Origin of the sequence: Streptomyces sp. NPDC046915 (assembly GCF_040644935.1) — a bacterium.
Classification (GTDB): Bacteria; Actinomycetota; Actinomycetes; order Streptomycetales; family Streptomycetaceae; genus Streptomyces.
Window position 1 is genome coordinate 101,010 of record NZ_JBEYXB010000004.1, and the last position, 14,716, is coordinate 115,725.

13 protein-coding genes are annotated in these 14,716 nt (G+C 70.5%); 9 read left to right on the plus strand and 4 right to left on the minus strand.

Going from position 1 to position 14,716, the window contains the following annotated elements:
- Nucleotides 1-231: 231 nt before the first annotated feature.
- The 6 genes from ABZ915_RS11790 to ABZ915_RS11815 all read left to right on the plus strand — a co-directional run bounded on the left by ABZ915_RS11790 (nt 232) and on the right by ABZ915_RS11815 (nt 7,462).
- Nucleotides 232-2,355: a DNA topoisomerase IV subunit B gene (locus tag ABZ915_RS11790; protein WP_361799745.1), complete on the plus strand. Its 2,124-nt coding sequence runs from the start codon at nt 232-234 to the stop codon at nt 2,353-2,355.
- A 548-nt stretch (nt 2,356-2,903) separates the two neighbouring features.
- Nucleotides 2,904-3,428: a DUF1453 domain-containing protein gene (locus ABZ915_RS11795; protein WP_361799748.1), complete on the plus strand. Its 525-nt coding sequence runs from the start codon at nt 2,904-2,906 to the stop codon at nt 3,426-3,428.
- Entirely contained in the window at nt 3,425-4,576 is a 1,152-nt protein-coding gene (locus ABZ915_RS11800) for a histidine kinase (protein ID WP_361799751.1), read from the plus strand. The genes ABZ915_RS11795 and ABZ915_RS11800 overlap by 4 nt, the downstream gene beginning before the upstream one ends.
- The gene (locus ABZ915_RS11805) at nt 4,573-5,253 is read left to right on the plus strand and encodes a response regulator transcription factor (RefSeq protein WP_361799754.1); all 681 of its coding nucleotides are present in this window, start codon (nt 4,573-4,575) and stop codon (nt 5,251-5,253) included. Before ABZ915_RS11800 ends, ABZ915_RS11805 begins: the two co-directional genes overlap by 4 nt.
- 68 nt (nt 5,254-5,321) lie before the next feature.
- Entirely contained in the window at nt 5,322-5,873 is a 552-nt protein-coding gene (locus ABZ915_RS11810; protein ID WP_361799757.1) for a DUF485 domain-containing protein, read from the plus strand.
- Nucleotides 5,870-7,462 carry a cation acetate symporter gene (locus ABZ915_RS11815; protein WP_361799760.1) on the plus strand — a complete coding sequence of 531 codons (1,593 nt, stop codon included), beginning with the start codon at nt 5,870-5,872 and terminating at the stop codon, nt 7,460-7,462. The genes ABZ915_RS11810 and ABZ915_RS11815 overlap by 4 nt, the downstream gene beginning before the upstream one ends.
- A 44-nt stretch (nt 7,463-7,506) precedes the next feature.
- On the opposite strand, the gene ABZ915_RS11820 is transcribed toward ABZ915_RS11815, so the two are convergent.
- Nucleotides 7,507-8,199, minus strand: coding sequence for a response regulator (locus ABZ915_RS11820; RefSeq protein ID WP_361799763.1), 693 nt, complete (start codon nt 8,197-8,199; stop codon nt 7,507-7,509).
- Between the two features lie 159 nt (nt 8,200-8,358).
- Here ABZ915_RS11820 and ABZ915_RS11825 point away from each other — a divergent pair, with 159 nt between their 5' ends.
- From ABZ915_RS11825 to ABZ915_RS11835, 3 genes are all read left to right on the plus strand, one after another.
- Complete coding sequence (locus tag ABZ915_RS11825; protein WP_132850636.1) at nt 8,359-9,174, plus strand: ABC transporter ATP-binding protein; 816 nt, start codon at nt 8,359-8,361, stop codon at nt 9,172-9,174.
- Nucleotides 9,164-10,027 (plus strand): ABC transporter permease, encoded by an 864-nt coding sequence (locus ABZ915_RS11830; protein ID WP_361799766.1) that lies wholly within the window; start codon nt 9,164-9,166, stop codon nt 10,025-10,027. The genes ABZ915_RS11825 and ABZ915_RS11830 overlap by 11 nt, the downstream gene beginning before the upstream one ends.
- Nucleotides 10,028-10,117: 90 nt before the next feature.
- The gene (locus ABZ915_RS11835; RefSeq protein WP_361799769.1) at nt 10,118-11,179 is read left to right on the plus strand and encodes an ABC transporter substrate-binding protein; all 1,062 of its coding nucleotides are present in this window, start codon (nt 10,118-10,120) and stop codon (nt 11,177-11,179) included.
- Nucleotides 11,180-11,223: 44 nt separating this feature from the next.
- On the opposite strand, the gene ABZ915_RS11840 is transcribed toward ABZ915_RS11835, so the two are convergent.
- From ABZ915_RS11840 to ABZ915_RS11850, 3 genes are all read right to left on the minus strand, one after another.
- Nucleotides 11,224-11,904 (minus strand): response regulator, encoded by a 681-nt coding sequence (locus ABZ915_RS11840; RefSeq protein WP_361799772.1) that lies wholly within the window; start codon nt 11,902-11,904, stop codon nt 11,224-11,226.
- Nucleotides 11,901-13,583 (minus strand): sensor histidine kinase, encoded by a 1,683-nt coding sequence (locus ABZ915_RS11845; protein ID WP_361799775.1) that lies wholly within the window; start codon nt 13,581-13,583, stop codon nt 11,901-11,903. Before ABZ915_RS11845 ends, ABZ915_RS11840 begins: the two co-directional genes overlap by 4 nt.
- A gap of 148 nt (nt 13,584-13,731) precedes the next feature.
- A complete protein-coding gene (locus tag ABZ915_RS11850) occupies nt 13,732-14,673 on the minus strand; it encodes a sucrase ferredoxin (RefSeq protein ID WP_361799778.1) in 942 nt (313 codons plus the stop codon).
- Between the last annotated feature and the right edge of the window lie 43 nt (nt 14,674-14,716).

A 14,716-nucleotide genomic window follows, 5' to 3' on the forward strand; every position in this document is an offset into this window, starting at 1 on the left:
TGTTCATGAGGACGTGCCCGGAGCCTAAATGGTTCATGCCTCGAAGGGAACGTGATGTGTGCTTCACTCCAACGAGGGATCGAACGCGTATGCGAGTCTGGACTAGGGTGAGTTCATGACGAGGGTGGCGGTACAACGGCTCTACCAGGCCTCGGTACCCTCTGAGCGGCGACCGAAGCCGGCCCCTTACCCAAATGGGGTCCACCTGAAATTCAGCGAGGAGCGAACCGCGTGACCGCCGAGACGTCCGTGCCGTCCACAGCGCTGCTGGCAGGAGCAGACCGGGACGGTTCCAACTACACCGCGCGGCATCTGCTCGTCCTCGAGGGTCTCGAAGCCGTGCGCAAGCGCCCTGGCATGTACATCGGCTCGACCGACAGCCGTGGCCTGATGCACTGCCTGTGGGAGATCATCGACAACGCCGTCGACGAGGCCCTCGGTGGCTACTGCGACCACATCGACGTGATCCTCCAGGACGACGGTTCCGTGGAGGTCCGTGACAACGGCCGTGGCATCCCCGTGGACGTGGAGCCCAAGACGCGCCTCTCCGGTGTCGAGGTCGTCATGACCAAGCTGCATGCCGGCGGCAAGTTCGGCGGAGGCTCGTACGCGGCCTCCGGCGGCCTGCACGGCGTCGGCGCCTCCGTGGTGAACGCGCTGTCCGCCCGCCTGGACGTCGAGGTCGACCGCGCCGGTCACACCCACGCCATCAGCTTCCGGCGCGGTGTTCCGGGTGCCTTCGCGGGCAACGGCCCGGACGCCAAGTTCGAGGCCAAGGGCGGTCTGCGCAAGGCGAAGAAGATCCCCAAGACCCGCACCGGCACACGCGTGCGGTACTGGGCCGACCGGCAGATCTTCCTCAAGGACGCGAAGCTCTCCCTGGAGACGCTGCACCAGCGCGCGCGCCAGACCGCGTTCCTGGTGCCGGGCCTGACTATCGTCGTCCGTGACGAGTACGGTCTGGGCGAGGGCGGCAGCAAGGGTGAGGAGTCGTTCCGCTTCGACGGCGGCATCAGCGAGTTCTGCGAGTACCTGGCCACGGACAAGCCGGTCTGCGACGTCCTCCGCTTGACCGGGCAGGGCACCTTCAAGGAGACCGTCCCGGTCCTCGACGACCACGGCCAGATGACCCCCACCGAGGTCACCCGGGAGCTCGGCGTCGATGTCGCGCTGCGCTGGGGCACCGGCTACGACACGACGCTCAGGTCGTTCGTCAACATCATCGCCACCCCCAAGGGCGGCACCCACGTCGCCGGCTTCGAGCAGGCCGTCACCAAGACGATGAACGAGGTGCTGCGCGCCAAGAAGATGCTGCGCGTCGCCGAGGACGACATCGTCAAGGACGACGCCCTGGAGGGCCTCACCACGGTCGTCACCGTACGCCTGGCCGAGCCGCAGTTCGAGGGCCAGACCAAGGAGGTCCTCGGTACCTCGGCGGCCCGTCGCATCGTGAACACCGTGATCACCAAGGAACTCAAGGCGTTCCTGACCTCCACCAAGCGCGACGCGGCCGCGCAGGCCCGGGTGGTCCTGGAAAAGGCGGTCGCCGCCGCCCGTACACGCATCGCGGCCCGCCAGCACAAGGACGCACAGCGCCGGAAGACGGCTCTGGAGTCCTCCTCGCTGCCCGCCAAGCTCGCCGACTGCCGCAGCGACGACGTGGACCGCAGCGAGCTGTTCATCGTCGAGGGAGACTCCGCGCTCGGCACGGCGAAGCTCGCCCGGAACTCCGAGTTCCAGGCGCTGCTGCCGATCCGCGGCAAGATCCTCAACGTCCAGAAGTCATCCGTGACCGACATGCTGAAGAACGCCGAGTGCGGCGCGATCATCCAGGTCATAGGAGCGGGCTCGGGCCGGACGTTCGATCTCGACGCGGCCCGCTACGGCAAGATCATCATGATGACCGACGCCGACGTGGACGGCTCCCACATCCGCTGTCTGCTGCTGACGCTCTTCCAGCGCTACATGCGGCCCATGGTCGAGGCCGGCCGGGTGTTCGCCGCGGTGCCGCCGCTGCACCGCATCGAGCTCGTCCAGCCGAAGAAGGGCCAGGACAAGTACGTCTACACGTACTCGGACCGCGAGCTGCGCGACAAGCTCATGGAGTTCCAGAGCAAGGGCGTCCGGTACAAGGACTCCATCCAGCGCTACAAGGGTCTGGGTGAGATGGACGCCGACCAGCTGGCCGAGACGACGATGGACCCGCGCCACCGTACTCTGCGCCGGATCAATCTCTCCGACCTCGAAGCCGCCGAGCAGGTCTTCGATCTGCTGATGGGCAACGAGGTCGCACCTCGCAAGGAGTTCATCTCCAGCTCGGCGGCGACGCTGGACCGCTCCCGGATCGACACGTAGGCGCTGCGCTCGGCCTTGGCCGGGTGGGTGCGGCACCCCGGTGGCCGATCGGGGTGCCGACGACGTCGCCGGGGCGTTGTACGACGGGCCCGGCCGGGCGCGGTGCCCGCTGAGTCGGCGCGGTGCCGTACGGTGCGGTGCGGTGCCGTGCGGACGGTGCCGTGGGGTTGCGCGGCGCTGTGTGGCGGTCCGACCGCGGCTCCGAAGCCCAGCTGGGGTTCCGAAGGCCGACGGAGGCCCGGCGGGGGCGGCGCTCGCGGTCTCGCCCGCCGCCGTCCTTGTCCGTGGCTCACAGCGCTGGGCACCTCCCGACCGGCCGGGCCGGGCCCCGCAGCGCGGTCGTCCGAGCGCGGTCGTCCGGCGTCTCGTGACCGCCCGTGGCTGCCGACCGCTCCGGTGTTTCTCCACCCGCGGGTGGAGGCTGTGCGGGGGTGCGGATCCACCCACGATCCACCCCTGCTCCGATCTGCTGACCTGCGAATTTCCGTAGCGTCGAAGGCGTCGGCAGCGCTCGCTGCAGGCACTCCCTTCCGCTCACGGAGGCTCTGATGCCCGGGCTCGTCAACGCGTTGCTGATCGTGGCCGTCGTCGCGCTGGTGATCGTGCGCCAGTTCCGTGCCCAGGCCATCAGCACCGACCGACGGTGGTGGCTCGTGCCCGTCGTCCTCGCGGTCCTGGCGCTGCGCGAGCCGGGGACGGTCGACGCCCACCACCCCACCGCGTCCGTCCTGCTGCTCGCCGCCGAGCTGCTCATAGGCCTGGCCACCGGTGCCGGCTGGGCATGGACGAGCCGCATGTGGCGGGAGCCGGACGGGGTCGTGTGGAGCAGGAGCACCAAGGCGAGCGTGGCCGTCTGGATACTCGGTATCGCCCTGCGGGCGGGCCTCTTCGGCCTCGGCGTGCTGCTCGGCGTCCACCAGGACAGCTCCGCTCTGCTCCTCGCGCTCGCCGGCACCCTGCTCGTCCGCTCCGGAATCCTGCTCTGGCGTGCCCAGTCCCTCCCGACCGCGGTCGCCCCGGCCGCGGCGTACGGTGACGCCATGCCGCGGCCCGCGTGGAAGGAACGTGTGTGACGGACAACGCCTGGACACGGTGGCCCTCCCGGGAGGCGCTCGGCCGGGAGGGTGTCTCGCAGCCGAGGCGCGTGATCGCCTGGGTCGTGCGCCTGGTCGTCCTCACCCTGCTGCTGTGGAGCGCCTTCGAAGACCGCCACGTGCACGGCTGGGGCACGGTCGTGGCGGTGGCCGGCATCGTCCTGGTCGGAGCTCTCGCCTGGGCCTTCCACCGGACCACCTACCAGCACCGTCTGCTGACGTCGCTGGCGGTCGTCACGCTGCTGCTGGGCCTGGCGACGGTGGCCCAGTCGACGGGGTTCCGCGGGCCGGCCCTCGTCATGTGGTGCGGCTGCGCGATCTCAGCGCTGGAGCGGATGCCGCTCGGCGCGGCCCTCCCCGTCGCCGCTCTCGCCCTCGCCGCCTTCTCCGCGGCCAACAACGACGTATGGCTGACCACCGTCGCCACGGTCACGGGCATGGCCCTGGCCGGCTACGTCCTCCGGCTCGACGCCGAAGCCCGGGGCAGCGCCCAGCGGCTGCTCGCCCAGGAGCGGGCCGCCCGGTCCGCCGAGGCCGAGTCCGCGGCGCTGGCGGAGCGCGCCAGGATCGCGCGGGAGATCCACGACGTCCTGGCCCACAGCCTCTCCGCCCAGCTCGTGCACCTGGAAGCCGCCCGGCTGCTGATAGAGCGGGGTGCGGACCGGGAGCAGATCCTGGAGCGGGTGGTCGCGGCACGGGGAATGGCTCGCGACGGTCTCGCCGAGACCCGGCAGGCCCTCTCCGCGCTGCGGGGCGAGCTGACCCCGCTGGAGGAGTTCCTGGCCGAGCTCGTCAGCGAGGCGGTCGGAGCCGAGGTCACCGTCACGGGTGATCGCAGGCCGCTGTCCGCCGAGGCGTCGCAGGCCGTGCGCAGAGTCGCGCAGGAGGCGCTGACGAACGTGCGCAAGCACGCCCACGGCGCCAAGGTCCGGATACGGCTCGAGTACGGCGAGCACGAAGTGATGCTCAGCGTGCGGGACTCGGGCGGAACGCCGGGGGAACTGACCGGTGCGGGCGCGGGATACGGTCTGCTGGGCATGCGGGAGCGTGCCGAACTGCTGGGTGGTTCGCTCGAGGCGGGGCCGGAGGAGGAGGGGTTCGTGGTGAGGCTGAAGGTGCCCGCATGACGGAGGAGGCCGGGAAGAAGCCCGCGCGGGTGATCGTCGTGGACGACCAGACCGTGGTCCGGGAGGGCATCGTGATGCTGCTCGGGCTGCTGCCGGGCATCGAGGTCGTCGGGGCCGCGGGCGACGGGGAGGAAGCGGTGCGGCTCGTCGCCGAACTCGCACCCGATGTCGTCCTGATGGACCTGCGGATGCCTCGCTGCGACGGTGTGGAGGCGACCCGGCGGATCCGGGCCGAACACCCCGGGACCCAGGTCGTGGTGCTCACCACCTTCGCGGACGACGATTCGCTGTTCCCCGCGCTGAAAGCGGGAGCACGTGGCTACCTCACCAAGGACGCCGGCGGTGAGGAGATCGTCCGGGCCGTGGAGAGCGTGCTGTCGGGGCACGCCGGGCTGTCGCCGAGCGTGCAACGGCGGCTGCTGGAACGGCTGTCGCAGCCCGAGCCGCCCTCGGCGCCCGAGGAGGCGCCGGACGGACTGACCGCCCGGGAGACCGAGGTACTGGTGCTGATCGCCGAGGGGTTCACCAATCAGGAGATCGCCCGCAAGCTGTGTGTCTCCACGGCGACCGTGAAGACACACATCAACAACCTCTTCGCCAAGACAGGACTCAAGGACCGTGCCCAGGCCGTGCGTTACGCGTACGCCAAGGGACTGGCGCGGCCACCAGCGGGTTGAGTCACCTGATGGGGTGAAGAGCCCGGCGAAGAAGAGCCGGGGTCTCCCCGGTCTGTCCATCCTTGGGCATGCAGTCAAACAACGGTGGTTACCGCCCAGACGGGGGCGGTCCGGACAACACGGCCGAGAACCAGGACGGCCACGGCCCGGATCCCCACCACGTGAGGTACGAGGACCCTTGGCACGACGCGGTTGCCTCGGGGTGGGGCGAACTGGACGGTACGGGTGTTCCCGCTCCGGCCGCCGTGCCGGTCGCGCGGGCCGGCCGGCCGGGGCCGGAGGTGCGCGCCCGCGACGTGTACCTCGAGGTGCAGCGGAGTGCGGCCTTCCAGGAGGTGCGCAGCCGGTACCGGAGGTTCGTGGTGCCCGGGGTCGTCCTCTTCCTCAGCTGGTACGTGGGATATGTGGTGACTGCGACGGTCGCACCCGGTCTGATGGCCAGGCCGGTGGCGGGCGCGGTGAACGTGGCGATGCTCGCGGGGCTAGGACAGTTCCTCACCACCTTCCTCTTCACCTGGGCCTACTCCCGGCACGCGCGTCTGCGCAGGGACCGGGCGGCCCTGGACCTGCGCTGGGACACGCAGGAGCTGGCGCGCGGCGGCAGGGGCGGTGCGCTGTGACGGGTCAGCATCAGACACTGGCGTTCGGGCTGTTCAGCGTGTTCGTGGCCGTCACCCTGGCGATCACGACCTGGGTGGGCCGCCACCGGCGTGGCTCGGCGGAGGAGTTCTACGCGGGCGGGCGGCTCTTCTCCCCGATGGAGAATGGTTTTGCCATCGCGGGCGACTATCTGTCGGCCGCCTCGTTCCTGGGTGTGACCGGGCTGATCGCGCTGTTCGGCTACGACGGACTGCTGTATGTGGTGGGCTTCCTCGTCGCTTGGCTCGTGGTGCTGTTCCTGGTCGCCGAACTGGTGCGCAACTGCGGGCGCTTCACTCTCGCCGATGTGATCGCCGCGCGGATGAGCGAGCGGCCGGTCCGGCTCGCCGCGGGAACTTCCTCGGTCACCGTGTCCGTTCTGTACTTGGTGGCGCAGATGGTGGGCGCGGGCAGTCTGGTCGCGCTGCTGCTCGGGCGGACCGGCGAGGCGGCGCAGGCCTGGACCGTCATCGGGGTCGGCGCGCTCATGGTGATCTATGTGTCGTTGGGAGGGATGCGGGCCACCACGTGGATTCAGATCGTGAAGGCGGTCCTGATGCTCAGCGGCACCGTCGTGCTGACCGTGCTCGTCCTGCTGAGGTTCCACGGCGACGTCGACCAGCTGCTGCTCACGGCCGCCGAGCGCAGCGGCCACGGGCGCGCCTTCCTGGCGCCGGGCCTGAAGTACGGCGGGGACTGGACGGCGCGCCTGGACTTCATCAGCCTGGGCCTAGCGCTGGTGCTCGGAACAGCGGGCCTGCCGCACATCCTGTCGCGCTTCTACACGGTGCCGACCGCACCGGCCGCGCGTCGTTCGACGGTCTGGTCGATCGGGCTGATCGGCGGGTTCTACCTGATGACGATCGTCCTCGGGTTCGGCGCGGCCGCGATCGTCGGGCCGGAGGAGGTACGCAGGTCGAACGCGGCCGGGAACACGGCGGTTCCGTTGCTCGCGCTCGATCTGGGCGGCGGGGCGGACTCCACCGGTGGAACGGTTCTGTTCGCGGTCGTGGCAGCCGTCGCCTTCGCCACCATCCTCGCGGTGGTCGCCGGGATCACGCTCGCGTCCTCGGCGTCCGTGGCCCACGACCTGTACACGTCCCTGCGCCGCGGGCGTGGGGCGCCGCGCAGCGAGGTGGCCGTGGCGCGGGTCGCCGCCGTGGGCATCGGCGTGCTCGCGATCGCGCTCGGTCTGCTGGCCCGGGACCTCAACGTCGCCTTCCTGGTGGGACTCGCCTTCGCCGTGGCCGCGTCCGCCAACCTGCCCGTGCTGCTCTACTCGCTGTTCTGGCGCGGTTTCACGACACGGGGCGCGGTATGGGCCGTATACGGAGGGCTGCTGCCGGCCCTGGGGCTCGTGGTGCTGTCCCCGGTGGTGTCGGGCAGTCCGGGTTCGCTGTTCCCGGACGTCGACTTCCAGTACTTCCCGTTGCAGAACCCGGGCATCGTCTCGATCCCGTTGGGCTTCCTGGCGGGCTGGCTGGGCACGGTCACCTCGGACGAAACCCCGGACGAGGCCGGGTACGCGGAGACCGAGGTGCGGTCGCTGACCGGAGCGGGGGCCGTGTAGCGGGGGAGCGGGCCGGGCGGAGCACGACCCCGGACGGTGAACGGCTAGGGCGCCACCCATGCGTACCGGTGCTCCGGCCGGCCGGTGTCCCCGTACTTGAGGGAGAGACGGAGCCGGCCGGCCTGTTCCAGGTGGCGCAGATAACGCTGGGCGGTGGAGCGGCTCAGACCGGTCTCGGCGGCGACCTCGTGGGCGGAGAGCGGGTGCTCGGCGCGGTGCAGGACCCCGCAGATGAGGTCCGTGGTGGGCTCCGACTGGCCGCTGGGCAGACCGGGGGAGGAGGGCGCGGGCGCGGTCCGCAGGGCGCCGAAGATCCGGTCGACCTGTTCCTGGCCCGCCAGGCCCCGGCCGCCGACCCGGTCGACGGTGCGGCGCAGCGCGGCGTACGAGTCCAGGCGGGTACGCAGCGCGGCGAAGGTGAACGGCTTGACCAGATAGTGCAGGGCGCCCAGGCGCATGGCCTTCTGCACCGTCGTCACATCGCTGGCCGCCGTGATCATGATGACGTCGGTGCCGTGGCCCTGTTCTCGCATGCGGTGTACCAGTTCGAGGCCGGTCCGGTCCGGCAGGTAGTGGTCGAGCAGCACCAGGTCGATGCCTCCGCGTTCCACGGCGGACAGCGCCTGGGCGGCGGAGTGCGCGCGGGCGGCCACCCGGAAGCCGGGAACCTTTCCCACGTACTTGGCGTTGATCTCGGCGACGCGGAAGTCGTCGTCCACGACCAGGACGTCAATCATCGGGCCTCTCCTTCAAGGCCGGCGAGCGTTAAGCCCGTGTTTCGTGCTCCGCAGTTGTAACGCGAGCAAAATGAGCACAACAGGCTCTTGCGAGCAAAAGAATGGCTTGCGCTCAGAAGACTGATGCTGTGGCCCGGGCCACACCTACCGTCCCGGCCCATGAGCGCAGACACCAGCCCCGCCATCGAGCTACGGGGCGCGAGCAAGACCTTCAGAACCCCGTCGGGGGGTCTGCACACGGCTGTCCGGGACCTGGACCTGACCGTCGGGCGCGGCGAGTTCGTGGCCGTCGTCGGCCCCACCGGCTGTGGCAAGTCCACCACGCTGACCCTGGTCAGCGGCCTGGAAGAGCCCACCGAGGGCGACGTGCTGGTTGCCGGGGAGCCGGTGAACGGAGTCGGCGACAAGGTCGGCTTCGTCTTCCAGCAGGACGCCACCTTCCCCTGGCGGACGGTTCTGTCCAACGTCATGGCGGGCCCCCGTTTCCGTGGCGTGCCGAAGCCGGAGGCCAAGCAGAAGGCCCGTGAGTGGCTGGCCCGGGTGGGGCTCGCCGCCTTCGAGGACCGCTACCCCCACCAGCTCTCCGGCGGTCAGCGCAAGCGTGTCGCCCTCGCCGCCACCTTCGTCAACGACCCCGAGATCCTGCTGATGGACGAGCCCTTCTCGGCGCTCGACGTGCAGACCCGGGCGCTGATGTCGGACGAGCTGCTGGAGCTGTGGGAGGGCACCGGCGCCTCCGTCGTCTTCGTCACCCACGACCTGGAGGAGTCCATCGCGCTGGCCGACAAGGTCGTCGTGATGACCGCCGGGCCCGCGACCGTCAAGCAGGTCTTCGACATCGACCTGCCGCGGCCGCGCAAGGTCGAGCAGGTACGTCTGGAGCCGCGGTTCATCGAGATCTACCGCGAGATCTGGGAGTCCCTCGGCGAAGAGGTCCGCATCACCCGTGAGAGGGGTGCCGCCAATGTCGCCTGAGGTCATCAGCACGCCGGTCGTCGACACGGCGAAGACTCCGGGCCGCGCCCAGACGCGCGCCGCTGCCGCACGCAGACGCAAGGTGGTCGTCGCCGCCGCGCGGGTGCTCCTCCTGGTGGTCGTGCTCGGCCTGTGGGAAGGACTGTCCCGGGCCAAGATCATCGATCCGTTCAACTTCTCGATGCCCTCGCAGATCTGGGACCAGATCAGCACCTGGGTGATGCACGGAACCGCACAGGGCTCGCTGGGCGAGCAGATCTGGGCCACGTTGCAGGAGGCGCTGCTCGGCTGGGGCATCGGTGTCGTCGCCGGTGTGATCTTCGGTATCGCTCTGGGGCGGATCGCCTTCCTCGCCGATGTCCTCGGTCCCTACATCAAGGTGCTCAACTCCATCCCCAGGATCGTCCTGGCCCCGATCTTCCTGATCTGGTTCGGACTGGGTCCCGCCTCCAAGGTCGCGTCGGCCGTGGTGCTGGTGTTCTTCCCGGTGTTCTTCAACGCCTTCCAGGGTGCCCGCGAGGTCGACCGCAACCTGGTGGCCAACGCCCGGATCCTCGGCGCGAGCGACCGCCGGGTGACGCTTCAGGTGGTCATCCCGTCGGCGACCTCCTGGATCTTCACCAGCCTGCACGTCAGCTTCGGCTTCGCCCTCATCGGCGCCATCGTCGGCGAGTACATCGGCGCCACCAAGGGCATCGGCCTGCTCGTCGCCGCGTCCCAGGGCACCTTCAACGCCGCCGGCGTCTACGCCGCGATGGTGATCCTCGCGGCCGTCGCACTCGTGGCCGAGGGCCTGCTGACCTTCGCCGAGCACCGCATCTTCCGGTGGAAGCCGGCGAACTCCGGCAACTGAGTCCGGCCCGCCCAGCGCCGCCACCGGGCGAAGCGCTCCAAGACACCCCCCTTCTCCCCGCACCGCCCTCTCACAAGGACGTGAACCGCCATGCGCAAGACCGCCAGATACGCCTCGCTCGCCGCCTCCGGCCTGCTCGCCCTCTCCTCGCTCACCGCCTGCGCCAATGACGCGGCGAGCAGCACCTCCGCCGACGCCGGCAGCAAGGGCGACGGCAAGGGCACGAAGGTCAAGATCATGGTCGGTGGCCTGGACAAGGTCATCTACATGCCGGCGATGCTGACCCAGCGGCTCGGCTACTTCGACTCCGAGGGCCTCGACGTGGAACTCCTCAGCGAGCCCGCCGGTGTCCAGGCCGAGACAGCGCTCGTCTCCGGCCAGGTCCAGGGCGCCGTCGGCTTCTACGACCACACCCTCGACCTTCAGACGAAGGGCAAGTCCGTGGAGTCCGTCGTGCAGTTCTCGCACGCTCCCGGCGAGGTCGAGGTCGTCTCCACCAAGAACGCGGGCGACATCACCTCGCCGAAGGACTTCAAGGGCAAGAAGCTCGGCATCACCGGTCTCGGCTCCTCGACCGACTTCCTCACCAAGTACCTCGCGGTCAAGAACGGCGTGAAGGTCAGCGACTTCACCCCGGTCGCGGTGGGCGCGGGCCCGACGTTCATCTCGGCGCTCCAGCAGGGCTCGATCGACGGCGGTATGACGACCGACCCGACCGTCGCCACGATCCTGGACAAGAAGGCGGGCAAGGTCCTCCTGGACATGCGGACGCCCGAAGGCTCCAAGGAGGCGCTCGGCGGCCCGTACCCGTCGTCCAGCCTGTACATGACGACGGACTGGGTGAACAGCCACAAGGACACCGTCCAGAAGCTGGCCAACGCGTTCGTCAAGACCCTCAAGTGGATGTCGACCCACAGCGCTTCGGAGATCGCGGCCAAGATGCCCGCCGACTACTCCCAGGGCAACAAGACGCTGTACGCCGAGGCCATCAAGAGCACCCTGCCGATGTTCACCGACGACGGGGTGATGCCCGCGAACGGCCCCGAGACCGTCGAGAAGGTCCTCAAGGCCTTCAATCCCAACATCAAGAACGCCAAGGTGGACCTGAGCAAGACCTACACGACCGAATTCGTCGACAAGGCCGCGAAGTAGGCGGGGTGACGCCCCCGTCGGCCTTACGTCCCCGTCGGCAGCTGTCAGATGCGGGTCGCCCACACGTAACGGTGTTCCGGGCGGCCCGCATCGCCGTACTTGAGGGTCAGCCTCGCCCGGCCGGTGCGCTCCAGCAGCTTCAGATAGCGCTGGGCGGTCTGCCGGCTCACCCCGGTCCGCTCGGCGATCTCCTGCGCCGACAGCGGGCCTTCGGCGTTCATCAGGCACTGGCGCACCAGCTCGGCGGTGGTGGGGGAGTGCCCCTTGGGCAGCCCGGGCTCCGACGGCGCGGACAGTGCGCCGAAGATGCGGTCCACCTCGGCCTGTTCGGCCTCGCCGCCGCCGTCGAGGGTCCGGCGCAGCTGCGCGTACGCCTCGAGCTTCGCCCGCAGACCGGCGAAGGCGAACGGCTTCACCAGGTACTGGAGGGCGCCTTGCCGCATGGCGGCCTGGACCGTCGACACGTCCCGGGCCGCCGTCACCATGATCACGTCGGTCTGGTGGCCCCGGCGGCGCATCTCCTGCACGACCGCCAGGCCCGTCTCGTCGGGCAGGTAATGGTCCATCAGGACCAGGTCGAGGCGTGGCAGTGTCTCCAGCCGGTGCAGCGCCTCCGCCGCGGTGTGCGCCTCCGCGGCCACATGGAAGCCCGGTACCTTCTCCACGTAGGCGGCGTTGACCCGGGCCACCCGGACGTCGTCGTCCACGACCAGGACCTCGATCATCGGGCCTCCTCCTCGTCGGCGGCCGGGGCGGACGCGGTGAGGGCCGGATGCAGACCCGCCTCCAGGCCCGGCTCGGTCAGTGCCTCCGGCAGTACGACCGTGAACCGGGCGCCCCCGCCCTCCGCTTCGGCCACCGTCGCGTTCCCACCCTGCCGCTCGGCGAACCGGCGCACCAGGGAGAGCCCGAGGCCGCGCTTGCCGTGCGCGGGCGGCTTCTTCGTGGACCAGCCGTCCGTGAAGATCAACTCGTGCTGCTCCACCGGGATACCAGGACCGGTGTCGCGCACACTGAGGACGACCGTACGCGCCTCGGCGCGCAACTCGACCTCCACGCGCGCGTGCGGGGTGCCCGCCACGGCGTCGAGCGCGTTGTCGACCAGGTTGCCCACGACCGTCACCAGCCCCCTGGGCTCGATCAGCCGGTCCGGCAGCCGGGTCCGGTCGGAGACCCACAGGGCCACCCCGCGCTCGGCCGCGACGGTCGCCTTGCCGACCAGCAGGGCGGCCAGCAGCGGGTCCTGGATCTTCTCGGTGACCTGCTCCGCGGTGGCCCGGTGGTCGCCGACCACCTCTCCGACGAACTCCACGGCGTCGTCGTACATCTCCAGCTCGAGCAGACCCAGCAGCGTGTGCATGCGGTTGGCGTGCTCGTGGTCCTGGGCACGCAGGGCGTCGATCAGACCCCGCGTGGAGTCGAGTTCGCGGCCCAGCTGCTCCAGCTCGGTACGGTCGCGCAGGGTGGCCACCGCGCCGCCGTCGTCGGTGGGCATGCGGTTGGTGACCAGGACCCGCTGGCCGCGCACGGTGAGCAGGTCGGTGCCGGTGACCCGGCCGGCCAGGACGTCGGTCGTACGGCCCGCGCCGAGCGCCTCGTCCGGCGACCGGCCGACGGCCTCGTCACCGATGCCCAGCAGGCGCCGGGCCTCGTCGTTGAGCAGGCGGACACGGCCCGCGCGGTCGAGGGCGACGACGCCCTCCCGGATCCCGTGCAGCATCGCCTCACGCTCGGCCAGCAGTGCCGCTATGTCCGAGAAGGCCAGGTCCCGGGTCTGCCGCTGCACTCTGCGGGAGATCAGCCAGGCAGCCAGCGCGCCGACCGCGAGTGCGCCGCCCGCGTACGCGAACAGCCCCGGGATGGCCCCGATCAGCCGCGCCCGCACGCTGTCGTACGCGATACCGACCGAGACCGCGCCGATGATCCGGTGGCGGGCGTCGTACAGCGGCACCTTGCCCCGGGCCGAGCGGCCGAGGGTGCCGGTGTCGATCTCCATGACCTCCTTGCCCGCCAGGACCTCCTTGGCGCTGGTCGAGACGTGTTCGCCGATCTGCTTCGGGTCGGTGTGCGACCAGCGGAAGCCCCGCAGGTCCATCACCACGATGTACTCGGCGTGCGTGATGAGGCGGATCCGCTCCGCCTCCTTCTGCACCGGACCGTCGACGCTGGGCGGGGTGGTCACGACATCCTCGGCGATCTTCGGGTCCTGCGCGGTGGTCTGCGCGATCGCGAGCGCGCGGCGCATCGCCTCCTGGTCGAGCTGCTTGCTCAGCGGCGCCAGGAACAGCCCGGTCGCGAGCACCACGACTCCCGCGGCGATCGCCAGCTGCATCAGCAGGACCTGCGAGAACATCCGTCGTGGCAGACCCAGGCGCCGACGGCGTGCGGGGGAGGTGGGGCTCATACCCAAGACGGTACGTGGGACGCCGGGAGCAGCCGAAGGGTTGTGGCGTGGATCTCTTGACCAATTCTTGGGGAAACGGCGTGCCGCTCCCTTTTCGAGAACGGCGGTGCCGCGGTCTCCGCGAACGGCGGTCCCGCGCGCGGAGGGCTCAGCCCGCCAGTCCCGCCCCGGTCAGTTCCCGTACCGCCACCACGTCCATCCGGGCCGGGGAGCCGAGCACGGCGGCCCCGCAGCTCTCCGGTCGGGGTGGCAGCGAGGCACTCTGGGCCACGGTCACCCGCCAGTGACGGCCGTCGGCGTGGGCGACGGTCACCTCCCAGTGCGGCGCCGCGCCGTCCGTCCGTACGACGCTCAGCGCCTCCGCCGCGTACTCGCCCGTCGCGGAGCGCACGGCCAGCTCCGCCGCCTGTCCGGGGCGTGCCCAGGCGGACCGCCCGCGGCACCCCTCGGCGACCACACGGCCCTCCTGGACGCCGTGCAGGACTTCCTTGACGGCGTGGGCCTCGGCCCGGCCGTAGGCGTATCCGTACGGCAGCACGAGCACCGTCGGTGAGAAGCGATGTCCACCCAGATGAGTGACCTCCCACACGCCCCGCACGCCGGACGCGCCGAGTTCGGCCGCGAGGGGACGGCCGAGGAGGGCGCAGCAGCGGTCGCGCTTGCCGTTGGTGCAGACGAGGGCGAGCGGGCCGTCCTCGTGCGGCCGCCCGCCGAGCGCCGCACCGAAGCTGCGGTGGTCACCGGCGCCCAGGGCGGCGAAGTCCAGGCCGAGCAGCTGTCGCGGATCGCGGGTGGCGGCGTGAAGCAGCCAGCTTCTTCCGGGGACGGTGTGCGCCACGTACACCTGGCGCTCGGCGGGTGTCCCGGGGTCGGCGTGCCGGCCGGGGCGGCGGATGAGTGCGATCCGCACGCCCGTGCCCTCGGCGGCGGCCTCCAGGGCGCGGCCCAGCGTGCGGTCCAGGTGGCTCGAAGTGAGCGCCTTGGCACCCCACGGCCCGGACTGTTCCAGCAGCAGCCACGTCGTCGCCGTGGCCGCGGTACCGGAAACGGGCTCGTCGAGGCTCCGGGAGACGGTCGCGCACCTACTCACACAGGTAAGCCTAACCTGCCTTTCCTCGAAGCGACTTCCAGCC